Source organism: Mucilaginibacter gossypii (assembly GCF_017569325.2).
Classification (GTDB): domain Bacteria; phylum Bacteroidota; class Bacteroidia; order Sphingobacteriales; family Sphingobacteriaceae; genus Mucilaginibacter; species Mucilaginibacter gossypii.
On sequence record NZ_CP071878.2, the window covers coordinates 3077165 to 3094805 of the forward strand.

Consider the following 17641-nt stretch of genomic DNA (forward strand, 5'->3'; position numbering starts at 1 on the left):
CGATTATTAGTGATAAACACCCGCCCTTTTATTGATGCTATAAACAGTTTTTAAATCGCATTCAGGACAGTTTCAAACAACAAAGCCTGAGAAGTTTCGCTTCCCAGGCTTTTAGATAAAACGCTTAAAAGAATGTTACGATCAGGCTGTTATGTTTTGCCTGCCGGCCTTATGCCCTATTGTAGAATAAAAAAGGATAAACAGGTAAATAGGAATAAGCAAAATATAGGCAGACTGCGCCGAAAACTTTTCCGAAAAATAACCATAGAGCGGGGGCAAAACAGCGCCACCTGCAATACCCATAACCAATAATGAAGATGCTATTTTAGTAAAGCGGCCTAAACCGGCCAATGCCAGCGGCCATATAGCAGGCCACATTAACGAATTGGCCAAACCAAGCAATGCAATACAAAATACCGATGCGTAGCCGTGGGTTAACAATGTTGCAATGGTTAAAATGATACCCAAAATTGCCGAAGCTACCAACGCTTTTTGTTGTGTGATAAGTTTCGGGATACAGAAAACACCAACCAGGTAACCAACGATCATGGAGATCAAAGTACATGATGTAAAAAATTTAGCTGTTGATAATGGGATATGTTGAGAAGTGCCGTAAAGTGAAATTGAATCGCCGGCAATAACTTCGGCACCTACATAAACAAACAGGGCTGCTACGCCAAGCATCAAATGCGGAAACTGTACAATACTTGTTTTATTGGTATTTGCGGCAGCTACGGTTTCGTCTTCATGCTCGGTGTTGATCTCGGGTAATGATGAAAAATAAATAAGGATGGCCAGCAAAATCAAAACTACCACCATGATACTGTAGGGCATAATCACCCTTGATGCCAGCTCATTTAACTCCAGTGCTTTTTCTGTTGCACTTAAAGTTTTAAGCTTTTCGGTTATCGAATCGATATTGGCGAGTACTACGGTACCCAAAATAACAGGTGCTAAAGCGCCGGCGATCTTGTTACAAATCCCCATGATACTGATCCGCCGAGCAGCAGTTTCGGCAGGCCCCAAAATAGTGATATAGGGGTTTGAAGCGGTTTGCAGCACGGTTAGCCCGGTGCCCTGAACAAACAAGCCAATTAAAAATATCCCGTAAGTACGGGTCATTGCAGCGGGGATAAATATTAATGCACCTATGGCCATTACAAACAAGCCTATGGCCATCCCGTTTTTAAATCCAAACTTTTTGATGGTTTTTCCGGCGGGAATACCCATAACAACGTAAGCAATATAAAAAGCTGTAGTTACAAAATACGCTTCCTTGGTAGTCAGCTCGCACGCTATTTTTAAGTAGGGAATGAGTGTTCCGTTCATCCAGGTTACAAAACCAAAAATGAAAAATAAAGCACCGATAATTACAATTGGGTTTATCGCTGATCTTTTTACCGGCGATTCGATTACTGAACTTGTTGCCTGGGCCATAGTATGTTATTTTATTTAGAGGTATTTTATTTTAAATGAATTTTACCGTACCAAAAAACTGCGACAAATGAAAATCAGGTACGGGGCTATCGATATTATTCCAGCTTATAAAATGCGGTTCGGGCAGGTCATCACCGCATTTAAAAAAGTTTGCCTTGCTTGTAGTTCCGTTCAATGTTTTAACATCGTGATAAACAAAAATGGAGAAAGGGACTAACAATGTTAACTCCCAAGTGTTAAAACCGGCTGGGTCTTTTGCCCACTTGATATTACTTAATGTTTTTATACCACTCACCTTATTATCAGGTACCGCTTCCCTACCGTTACGATCTTTACCAAAGCCAACCAACGCGGTCCCGAGGGCATTAAATTCCAGGTTGTAATAATTTTGGTCGTCAGCAAAACTTATAAAAAGTTCTACGCAGCTATCTTTATAAACCGGATCATTTACTGTTTTATAAGTTGCCTGTGTATACTGCTCTTCTACAAAATATTTTAGGGCAACACCGTTTTCGACATGAGCTATTGAAAAATTAACTGATGGGAAATATCCGGTATCGCTCCATAAAAGATTATCGATAGCGTACTTTTTTCCTTTTTCGAGCAAAACCGATAGCTCATCAAGGTTATTTTCATTGTAAGTACCCGGAATAAAGGGGGCGTAAACTTCCTTCACTGTTATTTTATAAAATGTTTAGTTTCAATTTACCAAAAGCGCATCCCAAATCAATGATTCATGCAGAATTAATGCGCTAATGTTAATTTTTCTACCAAAATAAACAAAAAGTTTATAAATTATTTAATAATCTCTATTTACTTATTAAAAAAATATAAAAACTTTTTAATCCTTGTACTTACCGGAGAACCACCTGCAATTTCTCTTTCAGTTCTACTTTATAATTAGCTACCTTGTACTAACCAATTTGTTATGAAAAGAAAAACTTTCATTCAATTAAGTACTACCTTGATGGCGTCTCCCTTATTATCATCATTCGAATCATTCGCGCAACAACCCCGCCTGCAAAACTGGTCGGGTAATTTAACTTACAGCACAGGCAATGTATTTTACCCAAAATCGGTTGAAGAGGTACAGCAGCTCATTAATAAACACGATAAAATAAAAGCATTGGGCACCAGGCATTGCTTTAATAATATCGCAGACAGTAAAGATAACCTGCTCTCCACGCGCGACCTGAACAAAGTGGTATCCATCGACAAGCAAAATCATACAGTTACGGTTGAAGGAGGTATAAAATACGGCGAGCTTGCCCCGCATCTCGATAAAGAGGGCTTTGCGCTGCATAACCTCGCCTCGTTGCCCCATATATCAGTAGCAGGCTCAATTACAACGGCAACACATGGCTCGGGCGTAAAAAACGGCAACTTATCAAGCGCAGTAGTGGGGCTGGAAATTGTTAAAGCCGATGGCAGTATCGTTCATCTTTCAAAAGCAAAAGATGCGATAAAGCTAAATGCGGCCGTGGTTGGGCTTGGAGCATTGGGGGTAATCACCAAAGTTACCCTGCAAATACAACCAACTTACATGATGAAACAGCATGTATTTACGGGCTTGCCTATGAGCGAGCTAAAGCAGCATTTTGAAAAAATTGTTTCGGCCGGGTATAGTGTTAGCCTGTTTACCGACTGGCAAAGTGACCATATTAACGAAGTTTGGATAAAAAGCCGGATGGGTACCGATAAAGACGAAAACCTGAAGGAATTTTACGGAGCAAAAGCAGCTACAAAAAACCTGCACCCAATTATAGGACTTTCTGCCGAAAACTGCACCGAGCAAATGGGCGTTCCGGGGCCATGGTATGAGCGGTTGCCGCATTTTAAAATGGGCTTTACACCAAGCAGCGGAAAGGAGCTGCAATCAGAGTTTTTTGTGCCTTTTGATCATGCCGTTGAAGCTATCGAAGCAGTGGAGCGATTAGGGAAGCAGATTGGCCCTCATCTTTTCATCACCGAGATCCGCACCATCGCCGCCGATGACCTGTGGATGAGCCCTGCCCATAATCAAAAATCGGTGGCTATCCATTTTACCTGGAAACAGGAAACAGAAGCTGTATTGAAATTGCTCCCTCAAATTGAACAGGAGCTTTCTCCGTTTAAAGCAAGACCACACTGGGGTAAAATCTTTACCATCCCTGCTAAAACATTAGCAGCACGTTACGAAAAGATGGATGCTTTTAAAGCTCTGGTAGCCGAATACGATCCGCATGGAAAATTCAGAAACCAATTTTTAGCAAACGAGCTTTATACTTCCTAAAATCAGTGGGCTAAGACTGCTGCTAATTAAAAAATCAATTTATTAGCTTTTAGCCTCATGCATTTTGCTTTAAGCTTTTCGAAAAAGCTTATGGCTGTTGCCTGCGCGGGCGTTTTGCTCTAACCGGGGCCGCAGCGTCCTGCTGCTCATAGCGGTTATTTTCGCGCGGAAAGCGGGGCTTGTTGTAACCTTGTGGCTTTACTTTGTTAAAACCCGGCTTAGGTTTTGAAAATTGCTGTTTTTGCTGGGGCTGGTGCTTTTGTTCTGCTATCCTTACGCTTATTTCACGCTCATCGATAGTAGCACCATTCATAGCGTCAATTGCACGTTGAGCGCCTGCCTCATCAGTCATTTCTAAAAAACCATAACCTTTACTAATGCCGCTGTCTTTATCGGTAATTATCCGCACGGTGCTTACCGTGCCATAAGCACTGAACAGTTCAACAAGTTCAATTTCTTCCATATCCCGCGGAAAACCCACGATAAAAAGCTTAATCATACTCTACCAAGTAATTGCAATAGGTAACCAGTCAGCAAATATAGTGCACAAAAATGGTTTAGCCTATTGCTTAACCACCTGTTAAAGGCTTATTTACAAAAAAAGCGTTCCGGATATTATCCCGGAACGCTTTTTCACACTAATTGTGTAGTAAATCGCTTTGGATTATTTCCATTCAAACCTCTTTAGCGTCTTAATTATTATCTCAACTCATAATCAATTCCTTGCCCTTTATTTAGCTAGTTAAGCTGCATATATATACACGAGCATTATCACTGTGGATCGATGCTATTCAAAGGATTGATATAGTATCGGTATCGCTTGAGAATTCACGGCTTGATTTTTTCTTTTACCGTTGCTGTTAACACCTCGCACTATTGGTTAACTGGTGAAAATTGCTGATAAAATTACCCATAGTTCCCCAATAATGTAATGCCTGGTTAAAACTTATTAAACACCGCTTAATTATTTTGCCTTGCGGATATAAAGACTGCCGAAGGTGGTTTTCATCAATAATTCGGGACCGCCGCCGGCTATTTTCCCGTAAACCCAATCCTCCATTTTCAGGCTGTACATTCCTTTTTCACCGGTATTTTTGGTAACAACCGGTTTGCGCTGCTCGGTAACCACATCAAAATCGGTGAATATATCACCCTGATCTGATTTTAACTTTACATTGGCCTTAAGGCTTGCCGGGAACGTAACATCAACCTTGCCGTTGAGCGTTGAAAATGCCATGGCCGCTTTTGCATCAATGCTTTTAAAGCTAACCTCAACATTGCCATTAACCGTATTGGCCACAACAGATCCTGATATATTATTTAGTTTGATATAGCCATTAACATTCCGTATTTCCAGGTCGCCGCTCAGATTGCTGGCATTGATGTTACCATTATTTACAGTGGACAATTTAACGCTGGTACTATTCATGGGTACTTTAATAGTCAAATTAGTAGTTTTATTAGGGCTGCCATGAACGTTTACCTGGTTATTGTTTTCCTGGGCTTGTACATCCAGGTTGCTCCCGGCCGATAAACGCCTCATTCCGCCCGGTGCCGGTTCCTTTTCACGGTGTTTTCTTTCTTCGCCCTGGGCATCAATAATAATATCCTTACCCTCATAACCTGTTATGGTTATTGAACCATTAATCAGTCCAACTTCCAGTTTATATGGCTTTCCCGGATCACTTAACGGCACAACTAACTGCCCTTTTTCACCGTCCTGCGCCCAAAGCCTCGTGCTTAACAGCGCAGTTAGTAGTAATATACCTGTAAATCTTATCGTTTTCATGTTGTTATTTTTTATTGTTGTTTTTTGATATAAATATTACCGTTAAGTGTTTCAAACTTAAATAGCTTTCCGCCTGCCCCTATACGTACGCCATTATTTTTACTAAGCTTGTAAGTAGTGCTGCTGCCGCTTTTTGATTCAGTTTTACTTACTCTTGTAGGCAAAATCTCTGCATCCGGAAAATCGGTATAAAACTGTCCGTTCATACTTTTAAATTCAAGATCAGCTGCCAGGTTAGCCGGGTAAGTTACTTCAAGCTTACCATTAAGTGTATAATAGCTTGAAGCATCGGGTGGCACCGAGAGGTAAGTTACATTAAGCGGCCCGTTAATGGTATGTGCGCTGGTTGTACCTTTGGCATTGGCAATGGTTATGCCGCCGTTTACATTGTTTACTTTTAATGCCCCATATACATCTTTAACTTCAATGTTACCATCGTTTACGGTTGATACGCACAGGTTTATACCATAGGGCACTTTAACAGTATACTCTAATTTTACCGTATAATCTATATGATGACGATCCTCTCGGTTCCAGTTGCGGCGTGGGCGGGTATCGTAGGGTTCGGCCGTGTAAGCGATAATACTATCAGCCTTTTGATCAAATCCCAGTTTAACTTCTTTTTTACCGGTTTCTACATCACCAGCGCTTTTGCCCCGGATGGTTTCATCTACCTCAATTGATACCTGGTTGCCTGAATATCCCTGCACGGTTATAGAGCCCCAAATATTGTAAATGGCCAGCGTAGTGCCCGAAGCCGCTCCCTGCAAAGTGAATTGCTTACTGATATGCTCTTTATAATCCTGGGCATGGGCCGAAATTTGGGCAAGGCAAAGCCCCAGACCTGCTAAAACAGGTAATAGTGATCTTTTCATGATTTGGTTTATTTTTAAATAAGTTGGGTTATCGTTTGTTTGATTTTATCGCGAACGCCATTATCAAGGCCTTTTTGTTTTAGCAGTTCTTTAAATGATTTTACTGATCGTTTTTCCTGCAGTTTCAGCATGACATCAGCAATGGCCAGTTGCATCAGCGGCGAATCCTGCTCAACTATTGACTTTATGAGGCCTTCCCTTACTTCCGGGTAACCGGTAAGGTGTGTCAGCGCATCAAGCGTGCTCAGGCGTACATTTACATTTGGATCGTTGTTCAGCGTAGCCAGTAGGGCGTCTATCACCTGCTTATCTGCATGTTTAATCTCACTGGTATAGCTTACCCCCCTGATCCGCTCGGAGGCTGATGGATTTTCAAGCAGGGCCAGCATCATGGTTTGTTTAAGCTCATGCACCTGCGAGCTTAGGGCTTTCAGTTGTTTATCCTGGTCATCACTTTTACTTTTACCGAAAAACAGGTACCCTGCACCCACTAAAATCACAACCATTGCCAGGTTATAGGCCATGGGCCAGCGTGGCTGCCACTCCCAGATCCGGCTTACCTGGTATTTAATATCAGCCCACAAACTCCTTTGCTCTTTTACAGATTCCTTGTAGGTATCCAGCATGGCATAAAACTTCACGCTCATATTGGCCGATGGCTCGGGAGTTTCGATATGGCCCATTGTATCCCACATTTGCTGAAGTCCCTGCAACTCTTCACGGCAATTGGCGCAGCCTGCAATATGGCGCTCTAAGGCCCCACTTTCTTCAGGACTTAAATCTTTGTTTATCCAACCGGTAAACAGTTCCTCATATAGCTCACATTTCATCTTATACTGTTTTATCGTTCCATTTTTACATAAATACTTTTAAGCTCCTGCATGGCCCGGTGGATGCGCACTTTTACTGTGCCTTCGGTCATGCCCAGTATTTCGGCTATTTCCTGGCATTTTAGTTCCTGGAAACGGCTCAGGGCCAAAATCTCGCGCTGGCTTTCACTTAACTTTTCCATGGCACGATGTAGCTCAGCCTTAGCTTGCTTTTTTTCAAATTGTTCATCCGGCACCAGGCCCCCTGCCATGGTTTCAGCCGCTTCCACGCCCTCGTGTTGTACCTGCTGTTTGTTTTTGCGCCAGTGATCTTTTAACACATTGCGGGCGATGGAGTACATCCAGTGGATATATTCACCGGTACCGGTAAAGGTGTGGCGGTACTTGAGCATCTTATAAAACACCTGCTGTACCATGTCCTCGCTTAGCTCGCGCTGGTAGGTCATGTGGAACAAAAAGCCATACAACTGTCGATTGTAGCGTTCAAAGAGCATACCCATCCTGTCAAGGTCGCCGGCTTTCACCTTTAGCATAATGGCATTGTCTGTAAGCGTGTTCAATCAGTTTGTAATTATGTAATATACCTTAAGTACTTCGGCGGCGTAAAATGGTTACAGAAAATTTTTATTTTTTTGGAGGATGCAATTGGCGATCAAACTTAACAGAAATTTAAACCAAACAGGCAATTGGTTTGAAGTGTAATTAACTAACTTTATAATAACAATTAAAACCATAAGATCATGACCACCACCGAAGTAGCAGCAAAATTAGTTCAGTATTGCCGCGAAGGCAAACATACCCAGGCTATTGATGAGCTTTATGCAGATAATATTGTGAGCCGGGAGCCAAAAGGTTCGCCAATGGAGCTTACCGAAGGTAAAGAGGCAGTTAAAGGCAAAACAGAATATTGGTATGCCTCGGTTCAGGAGATTCACAGCGGCGAGGTATCTGACGCGATAGTTACCGGTAATTTTTTCGCGGTAACCATGGATATGGATGTTACCTATAAAGAAGGCGGCCGTATGCCAATGAATGAAATTGCGATTTATGAAGTGAAAGACGGAAAAATTATAGCCGAGCAGTTTTTTTATAATATGGGCTAAGCGCACCTAACCAATAATAAATGACAAAGGCCTTCGCTCTCCGCAAAGGCCTTTTGTTTTTATCTTCGGAGCAATAAAGATCACTATTCCATTGAGCGGATAATACCCAGCTCAAGCCCTCTTAATTCGGCAAGGCCACGCAGCCTGCCAATGGCCGAATAACCGGGATTGGTTTTCTTTTTAAGGTCGTCAAGCATCTGGTGACCATGATCGGGGCGCATAGGGATACTTAATTTACGCTGTTTCATAACCTGTACCAGCTCTTTTACCACGGCGTACATATCCACATCACCTTCCAGGTGGTTATCCTCATAAAAATCGCCAAACTCATTGCGGCGGGTGCTGCGCAGGTGAATGAAATTGATCCTGTCGCCAAATTGTTTTACCATGGCCGGCAGGTCATTATCCGGTCTTACGCCGTAAGAGCCCGTGCAGAAGCATAAACCATTGTTTAATGAAGGCACAGCCTCAATAAGCGCATTGATATGTTCGGCGGTACTCACTACCCTTGGCAGACCCAAAATGGCGTACGGCGGATCGTCCGGGTGGATAACCATTTTTATATTATTGGCATCGGCAACCGGGATAATCTGCTGCAGGAAAAAGATCAGGTTTTGCCTTAGCCTTTCCGCATCAATGCCGTCATAGGCAGCAAGGGCATCCCTGAATTTATCCAGCGTAAAGCTTTCTTCACTGCCTGGTAAACCGGCTATAATATTACGCTGCAGCAGTTGTTTGTCATCATCGCTCATGCCATCAAAACGGGCTTTGGCACGGGCAAGTTCATCGGTGGTATATTCATTTTCGGCACCTGCTCTTTTCAGCATAAACACGTCGAATGCAATAAAAGCGGCTTTTTCAAAACGGAGGGCTTTTGAACCGTCTTCAACTGTAAAAGCCAGATCAGTACGTGTCCAGTCCAGCACGGGCATAAAGTTATAGGTAACGATATGGATACCGCAGGCGGCCAGGTTTTGCAGGCTTTGTTTATAGTTTTCGATGTATTGCAGGTAGTCTCCGGTTTGGGTTTTGATGGCTTCATGTACGGGTACGCTTTCAACTACATCCCAGGTAAGCCCGGCAGCTTCGATGATGGCTTTGCGCTCGTTAATGGCCTCAATTGTCCATACCTGGCCGTTGGGTACCTGGTGCAGGGCGCTTACTACGCCTGTACATCCCGCCTGCCTGATATCGGCCAAACTTACAGGATCATTAGGGCCATACCAGCGCATGGTGTTGATCATGCTGAAGGTATTGCTTGTATTGGTATCACTCATTTTATATAACAGTAGATTTAATATTCAAAAACAGGGTGTTCAATTTTAGAAAGGTTGAACACTTCAAAAAAAACCAATATTGATAATCAAGCACTTAAGTGTTCAAATACTACAACAAAATAACTAAAACGCTAATAATCAATAAAATAACATTTAACAACTTATTTTATTGAACACCTGATTTTTAAAAATTGAACACTGACACAGCCATGTCAGTAAACACATATCAAGCTGCAATTATCACGCGCCAATAATCGTTATATTTTTTTAATAGCCTAACAGTTAATTACAAATAATTTTGTGTGCTGGTTGAGCTTTGAGCAATCTCACATTCAATCCTTTCATTATGCAGCGCGATCCTTACGGCAGGTAAAAGAAATTATTGGTATCAAACTTGCATCGTCGCGCTCTTGGCCGCGCGGGGCCAGGTACTTTTGTCTTGATACAAAAGTACCCAAAAAATCAAGTCAGCAGGGAGGCTTCTTTGCGCTCACCCACTCCACAGCCCGTCGCGCCGGCCTTTGCCCTGCAAAACGGGCAGAACCACGGGCTGCAATTATTTTGCCCCGCTACGCTCGCGCTTTCCCAATGCTTCTGCAAAAACTTGCTATGCCCCTTCCTGCGCTCAAGGCCACTATTGTTCTGCCCGCTTTCACCCGAAGCTTACCTGCTGACGGAAAAGTGCTTTTTTCAACGGCCCATGTTGAGCCAATCGAAGCATGGTGCGCAAGGCCTTTGCGCGCGACCCTTCGACTGGCTGCCATTGACAAGTGTACAATATACTGATTATCAGACGCAAAAAAATGTCATCTGCAATGCGATCATTTGTGAACAAATAAACCCCTACTCAGGGTGACAAGCCCCTCTCTTGGTTTACGCCCAATCAAAATCAACCACCCTGCCATTCAGTTTCCATTTGGTTGGCAACATGGTTTCCATCCAATCCAATGGCTGGCCCAGTGGCTGTACTTTGGCGGCTTGTGTGAAAGCTGTTTTAACAGCTTTCTTTTGCTCTTCGCCCATGGCTTCGGGCTGACCGGAGATGAACAGCGGCGCGCCACTTTCGGCTAATAATTGCAGCCACTGCTTGTTCCTTTTCCATTCAATATCTTTAGTAAGACCTACGCAATCGCCATCTACTGCATAAAAGGCATTGTGCTGAGACAGGCGGAAAGCGAGCGTGTTAACGCCCATTTTACGGGTACGCGCCCATTCATGACCACTGGTATCATCGCCTATGCGGCAAAGCTCAAACACGCCGGCCGAAAGATGGCTCATCGTATTGCAACCTATCACGTAGATCCCATCACCGGCAGCTTCACGAATGGAGCGGTACAGGTGCAGGATGATCTCGGCATTGGTTTTTGTCCTGTCGTTAAAATGCCAGCCCGACGCGGTAAAACTATCTTTCATATCAAAACCCCAGCGACCGGCTATATCATACGTTGTAAAATCGTGTTTTACCATCTCATATCCCCACTGCTTATACACATCAAAATTATGTTTAATGCGGGCTATATTTTCAGGTATGGTTGGGTCGAGCACCGGATTTTTCGGGTCATCCCTACCAGGGATCTTCGGTGCCAGCAAACTGGCCTTTTCATCGTGTCTGGCGCAAAGTGGGCGCATCCACAAACCGGGGCGCATGCCCAATTTTTTGATCTCATCGCCAAGAGCATGCATATCTTTAAACTTATCGTTCGGCTTTGAAAAATCATCGTTCCAGCCACCATCACCGGGTAATAACGGCGAATAAGTTGCCCAACCGGCATCTATAACCGAAAAAGGTTTATTACTATGATCGGTAACCAGTTCGGCCATCATAGCGGTGGTTTTTTTGATCAGTTCGGCCGAGTTGTTTCCGTAAGCAAAGTACCAGTCGTTAATCCCGTATACCGGTTGCTTTGGAATGCGCGGCTTTTCGCACATCATTTTACAAAAGCGATGAGTTGCGGCAAAGGTATCTTCACCTGCTTTAGCGTTAGTAGTTATGATGTCAGCAGCGTGCAGTTGCCTGTCGCCCAATAATACACCTACCCCACCCGAGGTTGTGTCTAAAGTAAGTTCAACACTATCGGTATTAACGCCCCACCAACAAATACTGTTGGCTCCTGTTTTTACGCCGAAACAAGTCGTTTGTTTATCGTCATGAATAATTACATACCATGGATTTTTAATGCCTGCGGCTATGCTTTTCCATTGCAAATCGCCATATGAACGCTCCCAATGATCGCCCAGGAACCTGGCGGATGCAGCAGTGTTGTGTTTCCACTTTAATCTTATCGCATTTAATTCCTGTTTTGGTGATGAAACGGATATGCCAAGTGCATTACCATTAGTTTTCAAGCTTACGCTTGTTTCTTTATGCGCGTAGTGAGATCCGTTTGACGCAGTAAGCTTAACCCAATCGGTACCGGATTGAGCCCAAATCTCATCAGGAGCCTTCATCATCGCGGCTCCGTTTGCAGCCGAATAAGTAAGCTTGCTAAAAAGCATTGCAGCGCCCGTGGCTGCAGAAATTTTTATAAAATGCCGTCTTTGCATAGTAGATGTAATTGCAGTGATTATCTGTTAAGGTAACATTTAAATTGGTTTACAACGTTACTAAAAGGATTAAGCAAAAACTAATACAATCTTGGATTTTTATTGACATGACACAACCCTCTTCCCTGGCCGGCTTTTGCCACGGCGGCCGGAGGCCGCTTGATAGTTGCCACTCAGCTGGGGCCGAGCGGCGGCGGAGATATTGATTTTTTATGTCATTGCGAGCGCAGCGCGGCAATCTCGTAGCCAATGCTTGTCCGATGTGAATAGCTACGAGATTGCCACGTCGCCCCAAATGCTTTCGCCTGTGCCGCTCCTCGCAATGACATAACTTTTATTAGTATACAACCATCACATCAATATTTATAGCCCGTCGCCTATGTTATCAAAAATAAACCACAAACTCAGTTTGCCTTTCAGCCACCGTTTTCAACGAAAACTCAAAGCCGTGGTTCAGCATGATCTCGCGTACCAGGGTTAAGCCTATCCCCTGCCCGTCTTTTTTGGTGCTGAAGAAGGGAGTAAACAGGTTGGCATTTTGTTCGGCTGTGATACCTTTGCCGGTATCAGTGATAACGAGCTTTTTTTCTTTGAGGTTGATGGTAAAGGTTACTGATCCCTGGTCATCAATAGCCTCAATAGCGTTTTTTACAATGTTAATGAATGCCTGCTCCAGTTGTTGTTCATCAGCCATGATATTAACCGGTTCTTCGGGTAAATGAAGGACTAACACCACATTTTTTTCTTCAGCACGGATATTCATCAGCTTTACTACCGATGCTAAGAGCTTTTGCAATACTACAGGCTGTTTGTTGGCCGGCGGCAGTTTCACCAAATCGGCAAAATTGCGCATAAACAGGTTGAGGTTCTGGTTCCTGTCCATTGCAACCTGCAGGGCATCTTTTATTGGGTCGAAATCATGACCGGCCCAAAGCTGATCGGCTTTCATGGCCGATTGCATGATGGAATTTACCGGGCCTATGGTATTGTTCACCTCATGCGCCATCATCCTGATCACTTTGCCATAAACTTTCTTTTCTGCTGCCAGGATCTCGGCTGTCAAATCCTCCAGCATAATAAAATGGCGCGAAAATCCCCGGTCGATAAAATGCGATTTTTGGAGTTTGAATGAGTTGATCCCGTCCAGCTTAACTACCTCCGTTTGGCCCGATTTAAGGGTTTTGATATGTTTGAAAATGGGGTGTTTGAGTTCGCCAATCAATTCACCAACCACGGCTTTTTCATCAATACCCAAAACCTGCAAAGCTTTAGGGTTTATTTGCTGTACCCGGTCATCAAAATCAAGGATGATGATACCTGTTGGCGAAGTGTGGATGAGCTTTTCTAAAAAGAAATGCTGTTGCTCCTGTCGTGTCCGTTCGGTTCTTAGCTCGTCCATCATTTGGTTATAAACATCAATCAGCGCGTCAACCTCGTGCTTGCCGGTTGAAAGGAATTTCACATTAAAATCTTTGTCTTTAATAGCCTCAACGCCCTGCATCAGCATTTTTAGTGGCTGAATGAGCTGCTGGTAAAGCTGCACGGCAATTACCGAAGAGATGATCACAACCACCTCCGATATGATAAAATAGATCTTGTTATCGTTGAAAATAAAATAAGTAAGCACCAGGGTTAGCAGGTGCAGGATCACTACGAATAAAATGTATTTAGTCCTCAGCTTCATCGTAAGGGATCTGGTATTTCTCGAGCCGCCGGTACAGGGCGCTGCGCGTAAGCCCTAAAGCAGCGGCGGCCTTGCTTATCTTGTTTTTATGATGATCTAAAGCCCGTTTTATCATCTCTACTTCAACCTCTTCTAAAGTTAAAGTACCCACCCCCGGCAACTGGATATTTCCTTTTTTAACTGGTGATAATTCCAATTGCGACCGGAAATCATCAATACTCAACTCATCCCGCCGGCTCACCAAAATGGAGCGCTCTACGAGGTTTTTCAGTTGCCTGATGTTACCCGGTAAAGGCAACTGCTGTAACCATTTCATGGCCGTTGGTGCTACCGACAAATTGGGCCGGTTATAGATCTGCTTCAAGTTATTAATAAAAAAGCTAACCAGCAATGGAATATCCTTCGGCCGCTCGCGCAAGGCCGGCAGGTAAACAGTGATCAGGTTGATTCGGTACAGCAAATCCTCGCGAAAAGTACCCCGGGCCACCATCTCGTTAAGGTTTTTATTGGTGGCGCAAACCACACGCGTATCAACGGTTTTGGTGCGACTGCTGCCCAATACTTCATAGGTGCGGTCCTGCAATACGCGGAGCAGTTTTACCTGGCTGCCGGCATCCAGGTCGCCTATTTCATCTAAAAAAATGGTGCCTTTATTTGCCATTTCAAAGCGGCCTACCCTGTCAAACCGGGCATCTGTAAACGCTCCGCGGATATGGCCGAACATTTCGCTTTCAAACAACGATGTTGAGATGCCCCCAAGGTTTACTTTAATAAATGGCTTATTACGACGCAGGCTATTTTGATGAATGGCCTCGGCTATCAGCTCTTTACCTGTGCCGCTTTCGCCCATGATCAGCACCGATGCATCGGTTGAGGCTACCCGGCCAATGGTTTCCAGGATATCGAGCATCCGGGGATCTTCGCCTATAATATTTTCAAAGTTGTAGGTTTTATCCAGTTGCTTACGGGTATGGTGCTCGGTCTTTTTATCCTGCAGATCGAGCAGGGTTTTAACTGATTGAATAAGGTACTCGTTATTCCACGGCTTATTGATGAAATCATTGGCGCCCAGTTTCATACCTTTAACTGCCAATTCAATGCTCCCCCAGCCGGTGATCAGGATCACGGGGATAGCGCTGTTAAAAGCTTTGATCTTTGCAAGCAGTTCCATTCCCTCCTGCCCTGATGTATCTATCGAAAAATTAAGATCTAAAATGACCAACTCAGGAGCCTTTTTCTTAATGATCTTAAGGGCTTCGGCAGGCTCATCGGTACCTGCAGCATCATACCCCTCGCTTTTTAGCAGCAGGATCAGCGAGGTGCGTACGGCAATATCATCATCAATAACCAATATCATAACAAGCGGTCAATATCGTAATTATTCTTCGTGTAAAGCAACAGCCGGGTAAATAGCCGCGGCCTGTTTGCCGGGGTAAAGCGAACAAATGAGCACCAGCAGGTAAACAAACAAAACAGATATTAATATCCCTTCGATATAAACAATTGCAGGCAAATCAAAAACGTTTAGCAATGGAAACTGGGCCGCGAAAAAGGTCCCGATAATAAGGGCCAGCGTTGCCAGGATCATAGATTCGGACACTAATTGGGCTGATACCGCGCCACCTGTAGCACCAATGGCCCGGCGTAAACCTATCTCTCCCCTGCGCTTATTAATATTATACCACAATACGCCAAACAGGCCCAGCGCCACGTTAATCACCAGGAATGTGCTCACGATAGCCAATATGATCATAGGCACCAAAGCAAAGTAGTTAGCATCGGTTCGTTTACTGGCAAGGTGTTCAATTTCGATATTGGCATTTTTCATATCGTTGGCCATTGTTTTGTACAATTTACCTTCAAAGGCAGCATCGGCACCATGATCAACCTTTACCAGGATCTTATCGAGCCATCGGAATGAGCCTGTATCCGTTCTGAAATACATACCCGGCCCTGGGTTTAAATAATCCCCATTCTTTTTAATAGTTTGAATTACCCCGACTACCTTAAACTTGTTTTTATCATCATCGTTGCCTAAAAGTTTCCCAACAGCAGGTTCTTTACCAAACGTAGCTTCCTTTAAAGCAGCATCAATAATGATACTTTTGTTTTTGCCAACCACATCTTCCTTATCAAACCAGCGCCCTTCCAATAAAGTAACATTCATTACTTTTTGATAGTAATCTTCAACAGTAAAATTATTAAGATGTTGAACGTGCTTACCCCTGAAAGTCAACCCGCTTTCGTTTGTTCGTGATGAAAACGGAATATTGCCGCTAACAAAAGTGATTTCTTTTATATGGGGTAATGATTTTATTGTTTTGCGAAGCGTTTCGTAATAAAGATTAAGTGAATCCACATTTTTGGTTTGGTATGAATTGTTATAATTAATAACCCATACATCCTGGTAATCAAAACCCATGGGCTTTTTGTAATTGTTATAGTAATACATCATAAGTGTAAATACCGCAAACAATACCAGGAAGGATACCAGCATCTCGGTAATGAGCAGAAAGTTCTGCTTCTTTTTATTCCAGATGAGTTTAAATAAATGCTTGAACATAATATTTTGATTTAAAAGTAAATGACCATTAAGCTTTTAATGCCGTAACCACGTTCAGTTTTGACATGCGCCAGGCCGGATAAACACCTGATAGTAGACCAAAAACAAGACAAACCAGCAAGCCTATAAATAAAACCGTAAAGTTGATGCTTAGCTCAAGATTGGCTATAAGATTAGCGTTATTGATCGCAGAAAGCACAATCAGCGATAGAACAATCCCAATTAAGCCGCCCAATAAAGTAAGTATCAGGTTTTCGACAATAAACTGGTAAACCAATGTTTTTGACGAGGCACCAAAAGCCTTCCGTACGCCAATTTCTGACGAACGTTCCATAATACGGGTGATATTGATGTTAACCAGGTTAAGTGTTGGCAGCAGGGTAAATATGAATACAAATATGCTTATGGCCGTGACTACTATGAATACGCCAGAATGTTCTTCGTTTCCGGTATCAACATAACTCCTGAAAAAAGTGTTGGCATGGCTGTAAAGGTGTTTAAATTCCTTTCGCTCAACAGGCACCCGTTTTATAATATTCTCATATTCGGCCTTCATTTTGGGGACATCCCCTGGCGAGTTGGCAAGCAAAATGCCCAGATAACCGCCCAGATAACCTTTGCTTTTATAATCTTCTTTTGATACGGTATACGGCAGGTAGATATCGCTGTAAAGCATGTAATTAGTTACCGGTACGTTCTTAACAACACCAATTACCCTGTAATTCACGTTATCTGCCTCAATGTACTTACCTACCACCTGTGTTACATCGCCAAAGTATTGCCGTTTCATATCTTCTGATATGATAGCTACACGATCTGCATTGCTTACCTGCTGCTTATTAAACGGTTTCCCTTCTGTAAAATCGTAATCCAGCACATCCCAGTAATCGGCATTGGTGTATTTGAAGTTTACAGCTATCTTTTTATTGTTGACATAGGTATTGGTTCCCTTAAACATAGATGATATGGCAACCTTTACAGGGGTTTTCATCATGCTCGTATAATGGCTTAAAAAATAATAAGATAAGGTACTCGACATCATATTATTATCCCCCGACTCCTGGATCCGGGTAATATACAATGACCTGTCACGCTTTTTATCCGGGTAGTTATCACCAATTACCTTATCAATAAAAGCTGTTAAAACTATCAGGATGGTAAGCGTAAAACTAATCCCGAACAAGCTGATGAATGTAAAAAACTTGCGGCGCTTAAGTACCGCTATGGCTATTTTTAAATAATTTTTAAGCATAACTTCTAATGTTAA

General features: G+C 43.1%; 15 protein-coding genes. 2 read left to right on the forward strand and 13 right to left on the reverse strand.

Annotated features, from left to right (window positions below):
* Window positions 1-141: 141 nt before the first annotated feature.
* The gene (locus tag J3L18_RS12835) at window positions 142-1437 is read right to left on the reverse strand and encodes a sugar MFS transporter (protein ID WP_208102448.1); all 1296 of its coding nucleotides are present in this window, start codon (window positions 1435-1437) and stop codon (window positions 142-144) included.
* A gap of 31 nt (window positions 1438-1468) precedes the next feature.
* Window positions 1469-2113, reverse strand: a complete 645-nt coding sequence (locus J3L18_RS12840; RefSeq protein WP_189549486.1) for a carbohydrate-binding family 9-like protein — start codon at window positions 2111-2113, stop codon at window positions 1469-1471.
* A gap of 252 nt (window positions 2114-2365) precedes the next feature.
* Here J3L18_RS12840 and J3L18_RS12845 point away from each other — a divergent pair, with 252 nt between their 5' ends.
* On the forward strand, window positions 2366-3709 hold the full coding sequence (locus J3L18_RS12845; RefSeq protein ID WP_129571727.1) for an FAD-binding protein: 1344 nt from the start codon (window positions 2366-2368) through the stop codon (window positions 3707-3709).
* 88 nt (window positions 3710-3797) lie between these two features.
* Here J3L18_RS12845 and J3L18_RS12850 read toward each other — a convergent pair whose 3' ends face one another.
* From J3L18_RS12850 to J3L18_RS12870, 5 genes are all read right to left on the reverse strand, one after another.
* Window positions 3798-4208 carry an RNA recognition motif domain-containing protein gene (locus tag J3L18_RS12850; protein ID WP_090524634.1) on the reverse strand — a complete coding sequence of 137 codons (411 nt, stop codon included), beginning with the start codon at window positions 4206-4208 and terminating at the stop codon, window positions 3798-3800.
* A gap of 465 nt (window positions 4209-4673) precedes the next feature.
* Entirely contained in the window at window positions 4674-5498 is an 825-nt protein-coding gene (locus J3L18_RS12855; protein ID WP_112655345.1) for a DUF4097 family beta strand repeat-containing protein, read from the reverse strand.
* An 11-nt stretch (window positions 5499-5509) separates the two neighbouring features.
* The gene (locus J3L18_RS12860) at window positions 5510-6373 is read right to left on the reverse strand and encodes a DUF4097 family beta strand repeat-containing protein (protein WP_129571726.1); all 864 of its coding nucleotides are present in this window, start codon (window positions 6371-6373) and stop codon (window positions 5510-5512) included.
* A 14-nt stretch (window positions 6374-6387) separates the two neighbouring features.
* Entirely contained in the window at window positions 6388-7203 is an 816-nt protein-coding gene (locus tag J3L18_RS12865; RefSeq protein ID WP_129571732.1) for a zf-HC2 domain-containing protein, read from the reverse strand.
* Between the two features lie 11 nt (window positions 7204-7214).
* Window positions 7215-7763, reverse strand: a complete 549-nt coding sequence (locus J3L18_RS12870) for an RNA polymerase sigma factor (protein ID WP_208057811.1) — start codon at window positions 7761-7763, stop codon at window positions 7215-7217.
* A 180-nt stretch (window positions 7764-7943) separates the two neighbouring features.
* Here J3L18_RS12870 and J3L18_RS12875 point away from each other — a divergent pair, with 180 nt between their 5' ends.
* Entirely contained in the window at window positions 7944-8306 is a 363-nt protein-coding gene (locus tag J3L18_RS12875; protein WP_129571725.1) for a nuclear transport factor 2 family protein, read from the forward strand.
* 83 nt (window positions 8307-8389) lie between these two features.
* Here the strand turns inward: J3L18_RS12875 and uxuA are convergent, their stop codons facing one another.
* From uxuA to J3L18_RS12905, 6 genes are all read right to left on the reverse strand, one after another.
* Complete coding sequence (gene uxuA, locus J3L18_RS12880) at window positions 8390-9583, reverse strand: mannonate dehydratase (RefSeq protein WP_223266303.1); 1194 nt, start codon at window positions 9581-9583, stop codon at window positions 8390-8392.
* Window positions 9584-10456: 873 nt separating this feature from the next.
* Window positions 10457-12127, reverse strand: coding sequence for an alpha-amylase family protein (locus J3L18_RS12885; RefSeq protein WP_129571724.1), 1671 nt, complete (start codon window positions 12125-12127; stop codon window positions 10457-10459).
* A gap of 385 nt (window positions 12128-12512) precedes the next feature.
* Complete coding sequence (locus tag J3L18_RS12890; RefSeq protein ID WP_129571723.1) at window positions 12513-13811, reverse strand: sensor histidine kinase; 1299 nt, start codon at window positions 13809-13811, stop codon at window positions 12513-12515.
* Window positions 13795-15168, reverse strand: coding sequence for a sigma-54-dependent transcriptional regulator (locus J3L18_RS12895; protein ID WP_129571722.1), 1374 nt, complete (start codon window positions 15166-15168; stop codon window positions 13795-13797). Before J3L18_RS12895 ends, J3L18_RS12890 begins: the two co-directional genes overlap by 17 nt.
* Window positions 15169-15189: 21 nt before the next feature.
* Window positions 15190-16374, reverse strand: coding sequence for an ABC transporter permease (locus tag J3L18_RS12900; protein WP_091175390.1), 1185 nt, complete (start codon window positions 16372-16374; stop codon window positions 15190-15192).
* A 28-nt stretch (window positions 16375-16402) separates the two neighbouring features.
* Window positions 16403-17626 carry an ABC transporter permease gene (locus tag J3L18_RS12905; protein ID WP_129571721.1) on the reverse strand — a complete coding sequence of 408 codons (1224 nt, stop codon included), beginning with the start codon at window positions 17624-17626 and terminating at the stop codon, window positions 16403-16405.
* Window positions 17627-17641: the final 15 nt, after the last annotated feature.

Excerpts from the sequence above, each read along its gene's own strand:
- J3L18_RS12835 (WP_208102448.1), bottom strand. The coding sequence starts at position 1,437 with ATGGCCCAGGCAACAAGTTCAGTAATCGAATCGCCGGTAAAAAGATCA.
- J3L18_RS12845 (WP_129571727.1), top strand. The coding sequence starts at position 2,366 with ATGAAAAGAAAAACTTTCATTCAATTAAGTACTACCTTGATGGCGTCT.
- J3L18_RS12850 (WP_090524634.1), bottom strand. The coding sequence starts at position 4,208 with ATGATTAAGCTTTTTATCGTGGGTTTTCCGCGGGATATGGAAGAAATT.
- J3L18_RS12855 (WP_112655345.1), bottom strand. The coding sequence starts at position 5,498 with ATGAAAACGATAAGATTTACAGGTATATTACTACTAACTGCGCTGTTA.
- J3L18_RS12860 (WP_129571726.1), bottom strand. The coding sequence starts at position 6,373 with ATGAAAAGATCACTATTACCTGTTTTAGCAGGTCTGGGGCTTTGCCTT.
- J3L18_RS12865 (WP_129571732.1), bottom strand. The coding sequence starts at position 7,203 with ATGAAATGTGAGCTATATGAGGAACTGTTTACCGGTTGGATAAACAAA.
- J3L18_RS12875 (WP_129571725.1), top strand. The coding sequence starts at position 7,944 with ATGACCACCACCGAAGTAGCAGCAAAATTAGTTCAGTATTGCCGCGAA.
- uxuA (WP_223266303.1), bottom strand. The coding sequence starts at position 9,583 with ATGAGTGATACCAATACAAGCAATACCTTCAGCATGATCAACACCATG.
- J3L18_RS12885 (WP_129571724.1), bottom strand. The coding sequence starts at position 12,127 with ATGCAAAGACGGCATTTTATAAAAATTTCTGCAGCCACGGGCGCTGCA.
- J3L18_RS12890 (WP_129571723.1), bottom strand. The coding sequence starts at position 13,811 with ATGAAGCTGAGGACTAAATACATTTTATTCGTAGTGATCCTGCACCTG.
- J3L18_RS12895 (WP_129571722.1), bottom strand. The coding sequence starts at position 15,168 with ATGATATTGGTTATTGATGATGATATTGCCGTACGCACCTCGCTGATC.
- J3L18_RS12900 (WP_091175390.1), bottom strand. The coding sequence starts at position 16,374 with ATGTTCAAGCATTTATTTAAACTCATCTGGAATAAAAAGAAGCAGAAC.
- J3L18_RS12905 (WP_129571721.1), bottom strand. The coding sequence starts at position 17,626 with ATGCTTAAAAATTATTTAAAAATAGCCATAGCGGTACTTAAGCGCCGC.